Source organism: Desulfuromonas svalbardensis, from assembly GCF_055389415.1.
The window spans coordinates 1985441-2004348 of record NZ_AP042416.1 but is presented as its reverse complement, the minus strand read 5'-3'; the positions used below and the strand labels follow the sequence as shown (position 1 = coordinate 2004348).

Annotated in this window: 14 protein-coding genes and 1 tRNA gene; 3 read left to right on the top strand and 12 right to left on the bottom strand. The window is 46.6% G+C overall.

Translation table 11 applies throughout. The features are described from left to right. Positions 1 to 26: 26 nt before the first annotated feature. From ACZ5KY_RS09100 to ACZ5KY_RS09090, 3 genes are all read left to right on the top strand, one after another. Positions 27 to 1394, top strand: coding sequence for a methyl-accepting chemotaxis protein (locus ACZ5KY_RS09100; protein ID WP_464243581.1), 1368 nt, complete (start codon positions 27 to 29; stop codon positions 1392 to 1394). A gap of 155 nt (positions 1395 to 1549) precedes the next feature. Further along, positions 1550 to 2131, top strand: a complete 582-nt coding sequence (locus tag ACZ5KY_RS09095; RefSeq protein WP_464243580.1) for a TetR/AcrR family transcriptional regulator — start codon at positions 1550 to 1552, stop codon at positions 2129 to 2131. 915 nt (positions 2132 to 3046) lie between these two features. Continuing rightward, positions 3047 to 4186, top strand: a complete 1140-nt coding sequence (locus tag ACZ5KY_RS09090) for an IS30 family transposase (protein ID WP_464243579.1) — start codon at positions 3047 to 3049, stop codon at positions 4184 to 4186. A 383-nt stretch (positions 4187 to 4569) separates the two neighbouring features. Here ACZ5KY_RS09090 and ACZ5KY_RS09085 read toward each other — a convergent pair whose 3' ends face one another. From ACZ5KY_RS09085 to ACZ5KY_RS09030, 12 genes are all read right to left on the bottom strand, one after another. After that, positions 4570 to 4911, bottom strand: coding sequence for a YkgJ family cysteine cluster protein (locus ACZ5KY_RS09085; RefSeq protein WP_464243578.1), 342 nt, complete (start codon positions 4909 to 4911; stop codon positions 4570 to 4572). A gap of 1029 nt (positions 4912 to 5940) precedes the next feature. Further along, complete coding sequence (locus tag ACZ5KY_RS09080; RefSeq protein WP_464243577.1) at positions 5941 to 6960, bottom strand: BsuBI/PstI family type II restriction endonuclease; 1020 nt, start codon at positions 6958 to 6960, stop codon at positions 5941 to 5943. Further along, positions 6953 to 7954, bottom strand: a complete 1002-nt coding sequence (locus tag ACZ5KY_RS09075) for a DNA cytosine methyltransferase (protein WP_464243576.1) — start codon at positions 7952 to 7954, stop codon at positions 6953 to 6955. Before ACZ5KY_RS09075 ends, ACZ5KY_RS09080 begins: the two co-directional genes overlap by 8 nt. Before the next feature lie 283 nt (positions 7955 to 8237). Beyond that, positions 8238 to 8312, bottom strand: a tRNA-Gly gene (locus tag ACZ5KY_RS09070). Between the two features lie 78 nt (positions 8313 to 8390). After that, a complete protein-coding gene (locus tag ACZ5KY_RS09065) occupies positions 8391 to 9800 on the bottom strand; it encodes a sodium:solute symporter family protein (RefSeq protein WP_464243575.1) in 1410 nt (469 codons plus the stop codon). A 187-nt stretch (positions 9801 to 9987) separates the two neighbouring features. After that, positions 9988 to 11271: a glutamate-1-semialdehyde 2,1-aminomutase gene (gene hemL, locus ACZ5KY_RS09060; protein WP_464243574.1), complete on the bottom strand. Its 1284-nt coding sequence runs from the start codon at positions 11269 to 11271 to the stop codon at positions 9988 to 9990. A 75-nt stretch (positions 11272 to 11346) separates the two neighbouring features. Next, positions 11347 to 12435 (bottom strand): type I glyceraldehyde-3-phosphate dehydrogenase, encoded by a 1089-nt coding sequence (gene gap, locus ACZ5KY_RS09055; protein ID WP_464243573.1) that lies wholly within the window; start codon positions 12433 to 12435, stop codon positions 11347 to 11349. A 119-nt stretch (positions 12436 to 12554) separates the two neighbouring features. Further along, complete coding sequence (locus ACZ5KY_RS09050; protein ID WP_464243572.1) at positions 12555 to 12707, bottom strand: plasmid mobilization protein; 153 nt, start codon at positions 12705 to 12707, stop codon at positions 12555 to 12557. Between the two features lie 14 nt (positions 12708 to 12721). Next, a complete protein-coding gene (locus ACZ5KY_RS09045) occupies positions 12722 to 13045 on the bottom strand; it encodes a carboxymuconolactone decarboxylase family protein (RefSeq protein ID WP_464243571.1) in 324 nt (107 codons plus the stop codon). 87 nt (positions 13046 to 13132) lie between these two features. After that, positions 13133 to 14977: an aldehyde ferredoxin oxidoreductase C-terminal domain-containing protein gene (locus tag ACZ5KY_RS09040; protein WP_464243570.1), complete on the bottom strand. Its 1845-nt coding sequence runs from the start codon at positions 14975 to 14977 to the stop codon at positions 13133 to 13135. 168 nt (positions 14978 to 15145) lie between these two features. After that, the gene (locus ACZ5KY_RS09035) at positions 15146 to 15370 is read right to left on the bottom strand and encodes a MoaD/ThiS family protein (RefSeq protein WP_464243569.1); all 225 of its coding nucleotides are present in this window, start codon (positions 15368 to 15370) and stop codon (positions 15146 to 15148) included. 91 nt (positions 15371 to 15461) lie between these two features. Beyond that, positions 15462 to 18485: an NAD-glutamate dehydrogenase domain-containing protein gene (locus ACZ5KY_RS09030; RefSeq protein ID WP_464243568.1), complete on the bottom strand. Its 3024-nt coding sequence runs from the start codon at positions 18483 to 18485 to the stop codon at positions 15462 to 15464. Positions 18486 to 18908 lie beyond the last annotated feature (423 nt).

Here is an 18908-nt window from a genome sequence, read left to right as displayed (position 1 = left end):
AGACTCGAACGAAGGGAAAATCACCAATGAAAATCACCAATCTGAGCATCGACAAACAACTATACGGCCTGTTATTTATTATCGCTTCTCTTTTTACTGTGATCCTTTATGTTAGCTACAATGAAATCCAGACTCGGCAAACCAGTATCAGATCAATACAACAGGATTTATCTGCGGTATCGTCACAACAACCTGCTGAAATCAGCGACCACCTACAATCGGCTACACTCGAATACCGCAACTCAGAAATAAAACACAAAAATCTGCACGCGGTTGTCATACCCCTGATCACAGTTTGCTCAGTACTGGCTCTTCTGCTGTCGCTGTACGTCATACGCGGGATCATCTTTCCAGTAAAACGCGCCCTCCAATATCTTAATAACCTTGGCAGCGGCAATCTTGATGACCGCATGCGACTGGAGCGCAAGGATGAACTCGGAACGTTGACGAGAGGGATGGACTCATTCATGGACAATCTAATGGCCGAAGTGATTCCCGCCTTCCAAAATCTGGCCAATGGCAACTTCACCTTTGAAGCAGAAGGGATCATCGGTGATGATCTCAAAAAAACCAATGCCGCCCTCAACGATTGGATGCTCCAAATCCGCAGCGGTAGCCAGCAGATCGCCAGCGGCTCAACACAGCTATCTGATGTCAGTGTCAGTCTGTCACAAGGAGCAACCGAACAGGCGAGCTCTCTTGAAGAGATTAGTAGTTCAGTTATGGAACTGGCCTCCCGTACCAAGGAGAATGCCGACAATGCAGCACTAGCTGACGCGCTCTCCGGTGAAGCTCGGGCTGCAGCAGAAAGCGGCAACGAAAAGATGGCGGAAATGGTCGAGGCCATGGGCGAGATCAATTCCTCAAGTCAGAATATCTCAAAAATAATCAAGGTGATCGACGAAATCGCCTTTCAGACCAACCTACTTGCTCTTAATGCCGCAGTGGAAGCGGCTCGGGCCGGCCAGCACGGCAAAGGGTTCGCCGTTGTCGCCGAAGAAGTACGTAACTTAGCAGCACGAAGCGCCAAAGCGGCTAGCGAAACGTCCACCTTAATCGAAGGCTCGGTGGCAAAAGTTTCCGCTGGTGCAGAGATCGCCGACTCCACCGCCGCCGCTCTCACCGATATCGTATCGGGAGCGGGTAAAGTCAACGATTTGATCGCGGAGATCGCCTCGTCGTCAAAAGAACAGTCCACAGGAATCGACCAGATCAACCAGGGGCTAGCGCAGATCGATCAAGTAACTCAACAGACAACGGCCATCGCCGAGGAAAGCGCTGCTGCTGCGGAGGAACTTTCGAGCCAAGCGGACCAAATGCAACAGATGCTTGAACGCTTCAAACTTAAAGAACTTCCAGCCCAGAGTATCGGTCAAACAATGATGATCGGCTGAGAAAACAGCTCCGCACCATACAGCTTTAGGGCCAGCTGTACATGCAGCTGGCCCTAGAATATTTAAACAGTCGCGCAACCATCACTTAAAAACAACACGGGTAACGGTTCAACGCATTTTATGATTTGTAATGAATAGAAATTTTAGAGGATAAATTGAAGACGATCAAAATGGAGAAGAGAAAACAGCTGATAGTTCAAAGTGCTCGAAAGCTATTTGCTGACAAAGGCTTTGACGCCGTATCAATTGTAGATATCGTTGCGCTGTCTGGCGTTAGCACCGGTGCCATCTACAACCATTATGGTAGCAAATCGGCATTAGCGCGACAAGTGTACAAAGATTCAGCCCAGGAGTTCCAAGAATTGCTTACAGTGAGAATGCAAGGCAAAGAGACAACTTACGCTAAGCTGAATACTGTCGCCGAACTATTGCTGGAGCTGTCTAAAGCAAATCGTTCCCTAATTGAATACCTCTTTTTATCCAACCAAGCAGTGATCCCAAGAGAATATAGTCCCGTACTCGGAACCCCATCGAGTTGCCTGCTGTGCCAGATTTTTGAAGAAGGGATTGTCCGCGGCGATGTGCGCAGCGGCGATCCTGCTACCAAGGCCGTCGCATTCTGGGGGGTTGTACTTATGTACATCGAGATTTTGCTCTCGGATTTTTTAAATCACCCCCTGCGGCATGAACCCTCACTACAGATTATGCAGCGAGCCTGGAGTGCAGCCGAACCATAGGCTGTTTTACCTCAGTCGGAAACGGATAATCAACCCTGTTGAGTTAGCGTGCTAGAAGTTTCCCCAACACCTCTGCATGACCACACCAAGGGTATTGATCCAGCGTTGTCATATCTGGCACCAGCTTTGCCCTGGGTGGGTTTAGATGGATATTGCGGATTAACGTACAATGACACGGTGAACAAGATCAGGAATATCGAGTCGAGGTTGGCCATATAGAATGCCCCCCATGATTTCACTATGGTTTCAAATGCATTAATCAACAGCAGAAATGACCCTTTTTCCTATTTAAATTCTCAAAAACTAAATCAAGGTCGTGAGGTCTCGCCCTCACACTGCGACACCCTTTCTTTGCAAGGCCACAAATAAAGGGTGCAAAGAAATGGCCTTAAAGTTCACGCCTGCAGCGGGCCGCACTCTACCTACAATGAGTCCTTTTCCCACTTGCATTTCAAGGCAGTTCGTCGGCCTCTCGACCTCCAAATCGGTGATACTTCGTTGATCTGGCATTGAGGATTTTGGTTCAGGGTGGCTCTCCACTTTTGAAGTGGAACATAAATTGTAAAATTTAAAGGAATAGCGTTATCACGGTGGAGCACTCCAGTGGTTAGTGACCACTTAGCAGTAGATGAACAATCCGTAGGTCGGGCATTTCCCGACAGCCCTTGATTCTTTAGCACCACCCTCCCCCATTTGCCGCAGCCGAACGCAATGAGCGTCAGCAGAGCCGCTTGTGCCAAAACTGTCTGAGCACAGCGAGTTTTTTGGCACGCTCTGCTGTAAGCGATTGAAGTGAGGGAACCCGAAGGGCAAGACAATTGCGGGTCATGTTTTGCATACTTTTGGATGAGATGGATTCAACTGGTCATTGCAACACACCAAATAAACCTTTTATAATGCAAGGGGAATGGTGTCATGCAAAATAAAGATCAAATGAAGGATTCAAAGAAATCCACTATCTGGGAGATGTGGAAAAATGGAAGCCCAATGGTTCAGATAGCTCGCTCAATCAATAAGCCCCCTGCAACAGTATTTTTGTTTCTTCGTTATCACGGAGGGATTAAACCGCGTCAGCGCACAAGAAATATTTCCTCGCTATCATTCGAGGATCGTGAGGAAATATCTAGAGGGCTAGCTGCAAACAAAAGCATTCGTTCAATTGCTTTTCTCTTGAACCGTAGTCCATCAACGATCAGTCGTGAGATTAGTAGAAATGGTGGTTCATCTAGATATAGAGCGTCAGAGGCAGATAAAGCCGCTTGGAAACGTGCTAAACGGCCTAAGCAGTATGCTCTGGCAGAAAACCTCAAACTTAAGGGAATAGTCACTAAAAAGCTTGAGGAGAATTGGTCTCCAGAGCAAATTTCAGGTTGGTTGAAATTAACCTACCCAGCAGATAAGAGCCTTCATGTGTCACACGAAACTATCTACAAAAGCTTGTTTATCCAAACGCGCGGATTATTTCGAAAAGAGATGCGGAATCATTTACGAACTAAACGGAAATTTCGGCATTCCAAGAATCTAAAAGTTGCACCTCGTGGACAAATTGTTGATGGGATTTCAATCAGTGAAAGGCCTGCAAGTATTGAAGATCGTGCAATACCTGGGCACTGGGAAGGTGATCTTATCTGTGGATCAAAGAATAGCTATATAGCGACCGTTGTTGAGCGCAAATCTCGCTTTACGCTCTTGGTGAAGGTCAATGGAAAAGACACCAAAAATGTTGTGGCAGCACTATCTAAGCAGATGAAAAAACTCCCTCAGCACTTACAGCAAAGCCTTACTTGGGATCGTGGAGCAGAAATGACTTCCCATCGAGAGTTTTCTGTAGCAACCAATATGGATGTTTATTTCTGTGACCCAAGAAGTCCTTGGCAACGGGGAACAAATGAGAATACAAATGGCTTACTAAGGCAGTACTTCCCTAAAGGAAGTTGTTTATCGATATATTCTCAAACTGAACTGGACAAGGTCGCTACAAAATTAAATAATCGACCAAGGAAAACACTTGGATTTAAAACACCAGCTGATGAGTTGGGGGTGATGTTGCAGTGACCGGTTGAATCCGTCGACACTAAAAGTATGGAGAGGTCTGGGGGCGCAACCCCAGTTTACTTTAGCCAATGAGTATTATTATCGACTGAGGAATGTAGATCACACCCACAAAAGAGAAGATCAAGCACCCCCACACTGCGCTTCTGCACACCACCATTACGTGCATCATCAATCAAACAAATACGGGTCTAACCGTGGTGCCACAAAGAGTGCTTTGTTAAAGTAACACCCATCAAGGCTTGTTGTGGCAGGCGAGACTTGATAAACCTCCTTTCTTCCTAGATATAAAATAAACAAAGCCGATTCGGATGCCTCCCCGAATCGGCTTTGTTGCGTTTAATAAATGAAATAGTCAACAGCAGACTTGACCCTTCTGCTTACTTTTATCCCTTCCTATTTATATCGCACGTTTCATTCTGTTTTTTGTTTGATGGGTAATCCCTACAGATCTTTGGTCTAGCTTCATATACCAGACAAAGATATGTGCCTTCATCTCTATTCAGGAAGATACAATCTCCATTTTCTTTGAATTTCAAAAAACGCCCTTCCCCCTCTGTTGCTAGCGGATAGGTAAACATACTAAAATGGAGTCCGGTGAAGTCTTCTATTCTTTCAATCTCACGTTGAGACAACCTTACAAAGGCAACGTGCCTGCAACATGTCGCACATTCCCTGCATGTTTTATACGTTATAGTACCTGTCAGGTGTTTCTTGTCCAAATACATCCCCCTATGGTTGAGCTAATAGTGTTGATAACTGGCGGCAACGAACTGTTCGCAACCAATCAAATCATTCGAATTAAATAGCAGACGTATTTTCCATCCATGGTGCGGTTATAACTTGAATCCACCAAAACATAAAGGCCTGATCCAACCGGATCAGGCCTTTATTCTAGGAAGTCAAAGGGGCCATTCTACAACACCTACACATCAATTTAATTTTGAGAGCATCCAACGTTCTTTAAAACAAGTTTTATGCTACATGGGTAGCAAAAATGGGACTGTCCCGAGCTTCATCAGGGGCTGTCTCAATCTTTTGCTGTTATATCTTAAAATCTTAATTTATTTAGCAGCAAGGTGAGTCAACCGAAGACTTGACCCCTTTGCTCAAATGGAGTCCGGTGAAGTCTTCTATTCTTTCAATCTCACGTTGAGACAACCTTACAAAGGCAACGTGCCTGCAACATGTCGCACATTCCCTGCATGTTTTATAAGTTACAGTACCTGTCAGGTGTTTTTTGTCCAAATACATACCCCTATGGTTGAGCTAATATTGTTGACAACAGGCGGCAACGAACTGTTCGCAACCAATCAAATCATTCGAATAAAATAGCAGACGTATTTTCCATCCATGGTGCGGTTATAACTTGAATCCACCAAAACATAAAGGCCTGATCCAACCGGATCAGGCCTTTATTCTAGGAAGTCAAAGGGGCCATTCTACAACACCTACACATCAATTTAATTTTGAGAGCATCCAACGTTCTTTAAAACAAGTTGTATGCTACATGGGTAGCAAAAATGGGACTGTCCCGAGCTTCATCGGGGGCTGTCTCAATCTTTTGCTGTTATATCTTAAAATCTTAATTTATTTAGCATCAAGGTGAGTCAACCGAAGACTTGCCCCCTTTGCTCCTCCTAGTTATAAATAAAGCCGATTCGGATGCCTCCCCGAATCGGCTTTGTTACGTTTAATCAATGCATTAATCAACAGCAAACGCGACTATTTTCTTCGTTGCTTGTGTGCTGACCTTCCTATAGATTTGGTGATTGTAAATGAGGGCCTAAAAAACGATCCCCGTTGAAATGAATCAAATGTTCAGGACTGTCAGCAAGCCAAACTTCAGTTTCCCAAGCGATTTGTGGCATCCATTTAGAAAAATCTTTTTTGGATAAAAATGCGGTCACAAAAACAACACCATAAGTACAATTTTTAAGTACAGTTCGTTGTAGCTCTATACATCTTTCTGGGTTTAGTGGATTAGAAGAGTGGACCGCTTCTATCAAGTAAACCCACTGTTTTTCATCACTAAAGGCTATAATATCTGGCAGCATACCCCTGTCTTGTACATCTAGACCAATCTCACTCATTCGATCAGCATATTTATGTAGTTGTTTCTCAGAAGTGTCACCAATATACAGAACTGTTGCGCCATAGCCGTAAATAGGTAAAAATTTATCTATGATTTCTTTTTGAATTAAGTTGTGAGGTCCGTCATCCAAATTTATAACAACAGCATCGTTGATTTTTACCTGTAATTTAGTTTTTTCTCTTTTGCCAACGAATTTATCAATATAGTCCTGATCAAGCTCAAACGTGTTTTTCATTGTTTCCCACGTGTCTGAGTTGTAGTGCTTAATTAATTCAGCGAACTCATTTGATATTGCATATCCACGCGTCCCATCATTGTTGTCCGCTTCTGGGTTTTTAGCACTTTTAACAATTAATCCCATCCCAACAAGCCGAATGAGATCTTTCCTTCTTATGTCATCATAACTGCCTTCGCTTATTGATTCTTCGAAGGACTTATTGATAAACCTTATGATTTGACGTGTTCCTAATATATGATCAGTAGAAATTGATGAGACCTTTGACCATTGATTACGGGTTGTTATTGAGCATAACGCCAAGAAAGACATAGACATTTTCTCTAATCGCCGGGGAGTAAGGTCATCAACAGGGACTCCAACTGCCTCAATAATTCTTAATCCATCATGAATTAAAGACTTTACGGTCGCTGATTTTTTAAGTGCAATTTTTTTTAAATCAACCATTTAACAGCTCCAACTGTCTACCTTTAAGGTTATGAACTTCACCATCCAAGAGGTATGATTTTATGCTAGTTGCAATATGGTATGCCATCATTGGTGGTACGGCATTGCCGACTTGATTGAATTGTGAGGTTTCTGGACCAATAAAGGAGTACCAGTCTGGAAAACTTTGCAGCCTAGCCCCCTCTCTAACGGTTAAACGTTTTCTTCTTCCATCGGGCAATTTAACTCGGAGCATATCGCCAGTAGCACCAGCAAGATTACGGCAAGTTACAGTTCTTGATGGTTTGTTCATGTATAAATCTCTTGGGTTTATGCATTTGGATGCTTTCTCATATCTAGCAACATATTCATCCTGATTTTTCGTGAGGAGCTTACTATCGCCAGTGAGTTCGTATGCGATGTCACTAATAGCATCGCCCACAGTAAATTTTTTAAGCGCATGAGAAGGTAAATAAAACCCTCCCTTATGGCCAACAACAACTAAACGTTCCCTGTTTTGAGGAACCTCATAATTTACGGATTTAAGCAATTCATAGCTGATTACATAGCCCAGATCTTTTAATTTAAAGAGTATCTCATTTAAGTAATTCTTGTTTCGATACATCATGCCTCTTACATTTTCAAAGAGCCAGAGTTTGGGTTGTACTTTTCTTACGGCACTGATAAATGCAGGAAAACCATCTCGCGAGTCATCTAAGCCATTTTGATTGCCACCAACGCTAAATGGTTGGCATGGTGGACCGCCAATAATAATATCAGCATTAGGGTAAACGGTATCAACCGTTAGAATTTCTTCTTTGCAAGTACCATTTAAGTTTGTGTTGTATGTTTTTACTGCATCAGAATTCATCTCATAGCCTAGAGTCTCAAATCCTGCTGCTTCAAATCCTAACGCAAGACCTCCACAGCCTGCAAATAAGTCAAGAGCCTTAAGTCCACTTTCTGTAGCATTATCAGGCTGCAAGAGTTCTAGTTTTTTTAAATAATCAGACATGTTTTAGCCATCATTAGGTTTTTAATGTTGTTTGTAACAAATAGTCGCAAGGACAGGTTTTGGACAGAATTGATTTAACAATAATAACTCAATCAATAGTGAGAGTTGTTTTACATCTTCCCTTTTCAGGGCATTAAGTTCAACTACCACCATATATCGAAGTTAGTTTTTAAGCAAGAAAGCGTACTTTTAGAACAACGATAAACAAACCGGCTCTACCTCAGAAAAAATGAGCATAAACAAAAAAAGGCCTGATCCAGAAGGATCAGGCCTTTTTCTATAATGGAGCGGGAAACGAGATTCGAACTCGCGACGTCAACCTTGGCAAGGTTGCACTCTACCACTGAGTTATTCCCGCAAAATGCTGCGTTTGGTGTGTCGTTGAAGCGAGATAAGTTATAGCGAAAGGGACCGATGAAGTCAAACCTTTTTTCCATTATTTTTGACTGTTATCGGTTTTTTTTACGATCTTCATTTTAGTGGTCGATACAGACAGGATTAGTCCCCCACCCAGCAACGCCAATGACACCCCTAAACCGAGGTAAAGTGGCGGAATGATATCGACTTTAAGTAAACCAGCAATCACCACACACACCGGCGCAATAAATATTGATAACGCCCCTGCGCGTCGTAGACCACCTTTAGGCAGCAATACGGCAAATAACAGTGGAAAGCATAGGGTTGCCCCACGTAAGCCCATAGAGAGGAAGCTCCACTCCATAATCGCTGAACCGAGGTTGACCAACAACAGCATAAACGCACCGGCAACCACAGCCGTGGTCATTAGGCGGCGCAAGTTATGGTCACTCACGCCTTTGAGTTGCCGTGAACCAATGACATCGACCCGTAAGGTTGTCGCCACACCGAGGGCCAAACCTGCCGCAGTGCCGACAGCGGCAATCAATAGCGTGGCAAAGGCCAACCCAGCCAAGGCGGGTGGAAACTGATCGAGAATAAAGGTTGGTAACGCTAGGGCACTTTGCATATCGGGCATGGTACGGCGCATATACAGACCGACAACAACGCCGAACAGACCGAGGGGCGGAATGAGTACCGCACTGAGTAACGCTCCAGAGCGGGCGCTACTGGTGCTACGCGCTGAGAACACCGCCTGTAAGTACGTTTGAGTGGAGATAACGCCGACCAGCATTGAGAACAGATCAGACAAACCCTCTTTAACACCGTAGCCAAACAAGCTAAACCACGGATTAGCATCTAAAGCGCCACGATAACCTGCCCAGCCGCCACCATGGCTGTAGGCCAGCCAACCAGCAGTGAGCATAGTTAAGTAGATCAAACACATTTTAACCAAGCCGAGCAGCCCTGCCCCACGCATACCGCCGAAGGTGAAGATGGCGACCATGATCGATGCCAGTAATGCGCTCCACACCAGCGACAAACCAAACAGCGCGGCGAGGATGGCACCACAGGCTAACAGTTGAGCGACAATTTGGATAAACATCCCCAAGGCGGAGAATAGGCTAGCGACAACGCGCGCTCGATCACCGTGATGGAGAGAGATAAACTGAGGGATGGTTTCAATATGGGCATGGCGCAGAGGTACGGCTAAAAACAGACCGAGAAACAGGCAGGCAATACCAGCACCGAGAGTAAACCACCACGCCGATAGCCCGTACATAAAAGCCAATTGAGCGGTACCGATGGTCGAGGCTCCACCAACCAGTGTGCCCGTAATGGCCCCTGACACATGCCAGGGGCCACTACGGCGTCCACCTAATGAAAAATCGCGGCTACCGGCCTTCGATTGACCGCTAAACGCTAACACCACCATTGCCAACAGAGTGACAGCAAAGGTGATGAGAAAGTACGGGTTGCTCTGCATCATAAATGGACGACTCCGAAAATCATCTCAGGTCAGTCCCGAGGGGTTAATCAAATCATAGGATAGCTAAGCAAAAATTTCGTCCTACAAGGCATCGTGTTTTTTCAGGGGTGAAGGCATACTAAGTGTATGTCAAGGTCCTGAAAAAATGCAGCAACGCAGTAGGCGGGATTTTTTGCGACGCCATCATCTATAAAGAAGCAAGAACCTTGTGCGCTGCTTCAATGGTGCGATCAAGATCTTCCTTGCTATGAGCACCACTCATGAAGCTACTTTCCAACTGTGCTGGCCCGAGGTAGATCCCCTCATTGAGCATACCGTGGAAGTAACGGCCAAACACGTCATTATCGCTGTTCAAGGCGGTAGCGAAATCGGTCACGGGGCCATCGTTGAAGTAGAGGCAGAACATCCCCCCTACCCGCTGGAGGCAAGTAGGAACCGAGGCAACCGAAGCCGCTTCGCGCAGACCTTTTTCAAGATAAGCACTCTTCTCTTCAATCTGATCATAGAAGCCCTCTTCACCGATCAACTTCAATGTAGCGATACCAGCACTCATCGCCAATGGATTACCCGACAGCGTGCCAGCTTGATAGATCGCACCATTTGGCGACAGTTGATCCATCAGGTCAGCTCGACCACCAAAGGCACCGACGGGTAGGCCGCCACCGATAATTTTACCAAAGGTAACCAGATCACCATAAACGCCGAATCGTTTTTGCGCGCCGCCATAACCAACACGGAAACCGGTCATCACTTCGTCCATGATCAGCAAAATACCATGCTCATTACACAGATAACGCAACCCTTCAAGGAACCCATTCTCCGGTGGGATACAACCCATGTTACCAGCAATGGGCTCGACGATAATACACGCCAACTCGCTGCCATACTCATCAGTGAGAGCCTTAACGCTTCTAAGGTCGTTGTAAAGGGCGGTTAAGGTGTGGCGAGCAAAGTCAGCAGGAACACCAGGAGATGTTGGCTCACCGAGAGTCGCTAAACCGCTGCCAGCCTTAACGAGGAGGCTATCGGAATGACCATGGTAACAGCCTTCAAACTTGAGAATTTTATCACGACCTGTTGCACCACGCGCTAAACGAATGGCACTCATGGTTGCTTCGGTTCCTGAGGAGACCATACGCACTTTATCAACATTGGGAATGGCGCGGCAGACCAGTTCAGCCAGCTCGATCTCTGACGCAGTTGGTGCGCCAAACGATGCCCCTTTTGCCGCAGTCTGTTGAATCGCTTCTACCACCTTAGGGTGGCAGTGACCGAGGATCATTGGCCCCCAAGAACCAACGTAGTCGATAAAACCATTGCCGTCGGCATCGTAGACCTTAGAACCTTTAGCATGATCGATAAACAGTGGTTGGCCACCAACAGAGTTGAACGCACGAACGGGGCTGTTAACGCCACCGGGAATAACTTTTTTAGCTTGTTCAAACATTGATATTGATTGTTGATGCTGCATTGATCCTCCAATTTTAAGATATGTTGTTTACTATTCTAAATTAACCTAATTATCAACAAAGAACCCCGCAAGGGGCTAACCACAGCTATGCAAGCGACAATCATCTTCCCAACGTCGACCACGCACCATGGCTACCGCTTTGAGATGAGTCTCTCTTGCCTGTTCCATGGCGGCAATGTATTCAACGAGATCGGTTAGACGGTTAGAATAACCCCACTCATTGTCATACCAGGCGATCACTCGTACCATATTGCCCTCCATCACCGACGTCGATAACGAATCAACGGTTGCCGAAGAGGGATCACCAAGATAATCGCGCGATACCAGTGGTAGATCACAGTACGACATCACCCCTTTTAAGGGACCATCCGCCGCACTTTTCAAGGCACTATTCACCTCGCTAGCCGTCGTTGAGTGTTTCGTTTCAACGACCAGATCAATCAACGAAACGTTCGGTACGGGAACCCGAACCGCCATGCCACTGAGTTTATTTTCCAGCTCAGGCAACACTAGAGCCACCGCTTTAGCAGCACCAGTGGTAGTAGGAATAAGCGATTCCCCTGCGGCACGGCCACGGCGCAGATCTTTATTGGGCAGATCATGAATCGATTGACCATTGGTGTACGAATGGACGGTGTTCATCATCCCTTTAACAATACCGAACTTTTCCAGCAACACCTTAGCCACCGGTGCTAAGCAGTTGGTGGTACAGGAAGCATTGGAAACAATGCGATGCTGGTCGGACTGATAGTCGCTCTCATTGATCCCCATGCAAACAGTGATATCGGCACCCTGACCAGGAGCACTAATCACCACCCGCTTGGCACCAGCATCGAGATGTTTTTGAGCCTGCGAACGATCGGTGAAACAGCCCGTCGCTTCGACAACAATATCGACCCGATAGATCGCCCACGGCAGCTTGGCGGGATCGTTAACATTGAGTACTGGAATACGCAGGCCATTGACGGTTAAGGCATCACAGTCCGCATCAACGGGCTGGTCAAAACGACCATGTACCGAGTCAAACTTAAGCAGATGAGCCAATGTCTCGGCATCAGCCAAATCGTTAATCGCCACAATCTCAATCTCTGCACTCTTTGCCGCGGCGCGGAAAAAACTGCGCCCAATACGACCAAAACCATTTATTGCAACACGAATCGCCATTACATAACCCTTTTATTGAGCAGGCTGATCTACAGCAGTAGATCATCATCGACATAAAAATCAAACATCAAGCCACGTGTACTCCATCGTTAAGCACAACGCAGTAAACACTCAGCCCCTTAGGATTGAGTGCTGCTTAAAATCTGGAGATTCTTGCGCACCAGTTGTGACACACTCAGGCCGCCGCGCTGCGCTTGAGTATGAATTTGCTCGCGCTCTTCATCACTAACGCGGAACGAAATAACATGCCCATTTCTCTGTTTGAATTTCACCTTCGACTCCTATCTTATGAGGGGCAATCACAATCGGTTTTACCATCTACAATATCTTGCCAGTCGCTGAGCACATCGTGTGTCCAGCAATCATCGGCTCCGGCTGCCTCGCGCATGGTCAAAGCGAGAATGTAACTCAACTCCTGAACATTGGCTCCGGCATCTAACGCACCTTTAAAATGCTTGAGTACGCACGGCTTTGAGCGGCCCTTAATCGACAGAGCAAAACAGATAAATTGATAGGTCTTTTCGTCAATGGTGCGTTTTTCCTCGTACAGGGCATCCTGCGCATCAAGGGTGGCTGTAAACTCAGGGAAAAATTCTGCCAATAATCTCATGGTCTCTCCAAAAGGGGGATGAGCACAACAACTACAACGTTGGAGGCAGCACGAAGCAACACCTCCAACGGTTAAGTTTTCCAGTTGCTACGACTTTTTAAGGATACCTTCTAACTGTGGCTCAAACACGGCCCAAACCTGCTTTTGCAGCTCATCAAACCACTCGGGTGTCGTAATATGAGGTAGTTGAATATTGGGATTGGGTGATTTAAACACCTCACCGGGCAAGGTAAACTCTTCTTTGCTGTAACCTTGACGCAGCTCTAAGGCCAAACCGCGCAAGAAGGCGCGATGGACCGAGGCACGAATATCTTCTTCAGAGATCTGTAGCCCTAACTCACTATCGAGACAAGCGGTGACAAAATCGGTGGCGATACCGCGACCGATATCAAAGAACTTACACAGGCCGATCATATCGAAACCGACAATCTGCAACTTACTTTCGGTGATCCCTTTTACCCACGATTCCACATCGGACTTACCTTCGCGGGTCAACATGCCGTAAGTTCCCATCGACATATGGCCGCCGGCAATCGCCCAAGCATAACCGGGGTTGGTTTCCGGTTGGTAAGCTGGCAGTTCCAGACCTTTAACATGGTAGGCATAATCAGGCTCACCTAGACCATGAGACAGGCGCATTGAACCTTTGCCAATTTCAGGGCAGCGACCTTCACCAGCATCGATAATCATTTCGCAGATTTTTTCGAACTCGCCAAAGGTGGCACCGTTAAGAATCGGTGTTTCAGGGTGGCGCTCGTTATACGACAACACATAAGAAACAGTAACTCCGAGGGAGATAGAGTCCATACCGTAGTTGTCACCGAGCTGAACCAGCCGCGCCGCTTGACCACCTTCATGGATACCTACGTTGGTGCCGAGCAGGTTGAGAGGCTCGTAGTCAAACTTAGCGATAAATTCACCGCGTGTGCCATCGTCATTTTTATGGGAAATATTGTTGTGACAGGTGATACCGCAACGGTAGCAAGCCTGTGACTCGATAAAGTAATCCTTCTCAACATTTTCACGGAACAGTTTTTCGGGAATGTCATTGCCTTGTGGCCGGAAGTTATTCACCGGAACGGCATGGAACGTCTGCATAACATCGTAAGCAGCCCATGTACCACCGCCGCCGCCGCGTTTGATCGGCTGCAAACGCGCTGCACCACCACCGGTAACAACCTGACGGTTGACCTGCTTAACCTCTTTAGTCAGTGGTGTTTTGCGATCGGTACTCTGCGCCACCAACGCCATGATATTTTTGTAGCCCATCAGGCTACCCATACCACCACGGCCAGCAAAACGGCATTTATCTTCACCTGACTTGAGTTGGTTTTCAGTACTCAGTGCCACAGCGCCCATATAGTTGTTTTCCCAATTTTCACCGGCTTGACCGATACTGGCAAAATGGCAATCAGGATATTCTTTATACAGCACCATCATCTTGTCGTGAGTCGATAGCCCTACCAGATGGGCACCATCTTTGATCTCAACTTGAGGGCCGTTTTCCGACTCACGGATAATGACGTAAATGGGTTTATCAGAACGATTTTCAAATACCAGCTCGTCAAGGCCAGTCCACTTAAATTTAGCGCCGAACTTACCACTGCCCGTTGACCACATGGCCGCCGGTAATCCCTTGAGGGAACCCTTAATTGGGCTATAACCGGAAAAGTAGGTGCGCATCCCGGTCATGGCGGTACTCCCTGTGAGCAGACCGGTATTAACGATCAGTGGGTTTTCATCACAATAGGCATTATCGATCTGACGCTCAGCCAGATCTTGAAACGAGCGGCCAAAGCCACCCAATACGTCTTCAAGGTTGCGACAAGGAACCTCTTCAAACTGCTGAACACCGTTGGTTAAATCAACGGTGCAGCGTGTATACAAAACAGATTGTGGCTCTTGTGCAGGCTTATTTGTCAAAAATTTCATTATGTTCCTTCTCCAATAGTTATTGGCACTATTTTGTAATCTGACACGGCTGAACGTGCAGCCGCATTGAATGATGGTCTTCAGCGTAGAAATGCTGATGCCCAGTGGTCGATGCAGTTAATCCTGTCACTTTATCTGCACTAGCCACTACCCATCAACCACCAATCGCTAACCTCCACCAAGAATGGGCAAAAGTGAAACAGTGTCTTCATGTTGAACCTCATGCTCCAAGGTAGCATGGAGGCCATTAATCAACACAATACCGAGGATACGACGCGGAATTTTAAACTGTTCAATCAACTCAATAATCTTTGTCCCTTCAGGAACTTCATGGACCAGCTCCTTAAAGCGTTCCAAGCGTAATGCGCCGATCAGTTTGATTTTTATTTGCATCGTTATCCTCCTTGGTGCTTCGGTTTATCATAAATAGAACAGACTCCGCAAGCCACTGTTTGTACAGGGCTTGCGGAGTCTCGGTTAGGGTTTATGCTGCGGTCATCCGCGCCAGATGGCTTTCAATCAACTCACCAAAGGCGTCTTGCTCATTGCTGTGATAGACCATGGACGACGCAATCTCACTGGCGAGAATGGCGTACTTGATCTTGACCGGCAAATGGTCAATCCGCTTACGGAAGCGCGCATTATCGCTGATGATCTTCGGCAGATGCTGAAGAATTGCCTTGCGATAGAGCAACTTATCGCACAGCTCAGGATTACTTTGGAAGTAATTGAACAAACGCGCGTAGTGACCGTTGATCTCGTGACTAATCTGATCAGAGATCTCGGTAAACAATACCGACTCACCCAGCTCATCGCGACGCTTAAAGATCAGCTCCGCTTCGTCCTTCGCACGACGATTAAGGATCGAGATTACATCGGCAACGTAGGCCTCTTTATGGGACAAGAACTCACGATTAGTCAGCATCAAGTTGGCGATAATCTCATACGACGATGAAATAACTCCACACTTATTGGCTGAAGAGTCGCGCATGATAATCACGCCCTGCTTCTGCAACGCCACTCGTGCTGGCGGTGTGATGAAGGAGTTCGCCCCTTCAACAATCAGCTTGGCACTGGTCTCGCCATCGGCATCGAAGAAACGCTCGTAATTATCTATGTCGAGGGTCTCTGGGCGACCACCGGCAGGGATAAACAGATCGGTCTTGACGGTGAACATTAGGCTGTTGTACTCGCGATAAAACTCATCGTTGGTGATCCACTGTTCGCGAACACCGTCGTCATCGCAGACAACTTTTTTAAACAACTCACGCAGACCATCGCGACGAGTTTGACCACGGTAGAGGATGAACCCGCCGGGATGTAATGCATTCGGATCGTAGCCTTCAATATCCTCTTTGAGGAGAACATTCGCCAACGCCTCATGATCGGCACCTTCAGGATCGAACATGGCACCGGTACCATCAACAATCAGGCGAATACTGACTTTCGGGCAACGGTCCAACATCAATGCCATAGCGTTACCAGCAACATCACCGTTAGGCCCGCCAGTCAGCTTGACGCTGAAAGGTTGGCTATGCATGTCGATGCCCATTTTCGCCATCGCCACTTCGGCACAACGAACCACACCGATGGAGGTGACACCATATTCCTTATGGTTAATGCCGACCTCTTTACTCGACATAATACCGCTGCCGAGCAGATAACCGCGTTTAACGGCTTGACGCGCAACCAACTCAACCATGCTGTCGTGCATGTTTTCGTCAGGGCCAAGTTCAATCGGCTCATCTTCACCATAATAATCGACCACGCGTGGGTCTTTGGCGCGACCATTTTCTGTGACATAGATGTCAAAGAAGGCGTTGATGAAACCGAATTGTAATTTATATAGACGCGCGATCACCGCGTCTTGACTCTGCTCACCACCGGCATCGAGTACGGTAACCATCTTGGAACCACCCTCGTAGATATCTTTGTTTTTCAAATGCTGAGTGTGGGCGAGAACATAGTTCTCACGGAAGATGGTATTGGCTGCGGTGACATAGTCGTCGCGACCTTGAGTGATCAGGGTACGCCAACCGCCACGAGCAATATCAGAGAAGCCAATGTGGAAACCAGCACCAAAGCGACCGTGGAAGAAGGTAACGCGGAACGGACGCTCAGCGGGAAGATCACAGGTGTACTCTTCGCCCAACTCATCGAGATACTTTGGATCGAGGCGGAACGCCAGAGCGTGCTTCTCGCTGACAAAGAAGTTTGTTTTCAATGTATTACGAATAAATATCAGCGCACAGCGGAAGATTTTTCGGCGGAATTCATCAAGGAAACGTCGACCGGTATTGTACTGCTCAATCATTTGCTCGGTTAGCAGCAACTGCTCCTGATAGTTTTTCTCACGCTCATCAATTTCTGGCTGTAAGCGGGTCCGAAACAACTTAACCAGTTGCAACGAAATATTGTGATGGTTATGGAAAGCCCGAGTGATCCCTTCGAGATCGAAACTATCTGGATGGGTATGGGCCATATTAGTGTGGCAGAAGCAGATCATGGCACTAACAAACGACGCATCGGTTCCAGTAGCCAAACCAGTGGAGACCAACTCGCGGTAGGTCTGTGAACAGGAACGGAGAATCTGCGTATTGTACAGCTCCTTTTGTAGCCGACGGAACAGCTGAGAATCACGCGCAACCGGTTTACCTTCGGCCGTCTTGACATAAAAGGTCGATAGGAAATAGGGATGAACACCGTTACTCAGAGTCAGACAGTAAGCACGATCAATGGTAACATTGAAGCGCTTAAACACTTCAACCACCTGCGGCAAGAAGCCTCGTTCAGGGGGGTTACCAACACCGAAGAACAACCGCGAGCCCTGACCACGATCTGGCCCGTCGACATCGTCAGTCGGTTCGGAATCTAGGTAGATCCCATCGTGTTCTATACATTGCTGGTACAACCATAGAATTTGAGCAACGCGCCGTGGTGGAGAATTAAGAATATAGTCGCTATTATTCAACCAAACTATCGACATCAATTTATTGCGCTGGTCATGGTCAAATTCGGGATAATTCTTTTTTATCGCTTCAGTAATTTGATGTTTAACACTGGTGGGAATTTTTGGTGCCGGGGCCGACGCGATTTCGTCGTTTGTTTTACGGTCGAACTCAAACTTCTGAACTTCAAGTGAATGTTCGCAGCCAGGTAATACAACACGTGACTCGGAAAAGTCAGCATAAGAGACCTGACGATTCTGAATATGGTTCAGGGTTTCATAAAGGGTTCCCGGCTTATTTAGACACGCCAAGATAAGAGTTTTTTTACGATCAGCAAGAATCATCCTTCGATTTTCCACCATCCCCTGTAAACCGTATGCCAACATGGCCACCGCTTCAGCTTCGTTTTTCATAGTGATGAAAAAGTAGGGATGCATATTACTGTGTAGCCAGTCGAGATTTGCATCAAGATGTTGCGATTTCTCTTTTGCTGCCTGACAAAATTCTACCCCCTGAGGGTCCACATCTTCGTCAACAGCCAGATTGTCCGATACACTCATTTTGCTGTTCTCCTTATTGAATTTAACCATAGAACCACACAAGCAGTTCCAGAGCGGATCGCATGACACTATTCTCACCATCACACAACCGCCTTCATGAAAACAAACGACAACCACCCCACTTACCCCATCCAACTGATACCGAACCATCGGCTCAAATAGATGAGACTGCCTATGAGATGGAGTGACACATTGACTTAGTGTAAACAGCATAAGTTGTGCCAGCTGGAGCAAAAAAAGGGGCACAAGACAAAGATTATCGCTGCAATGGTGCCACTCAAAACACAACAAGATACAAACCACTTGTTTATTCAATTAGTTAGCCAGATAAATAGCTGCGAAGAAGTGAAATTCAAGGCAAGATTTCGTCGGAAATACCGCTAAATTGTCGCACAATTCGGGAAGGATATTGGACGTTGCACT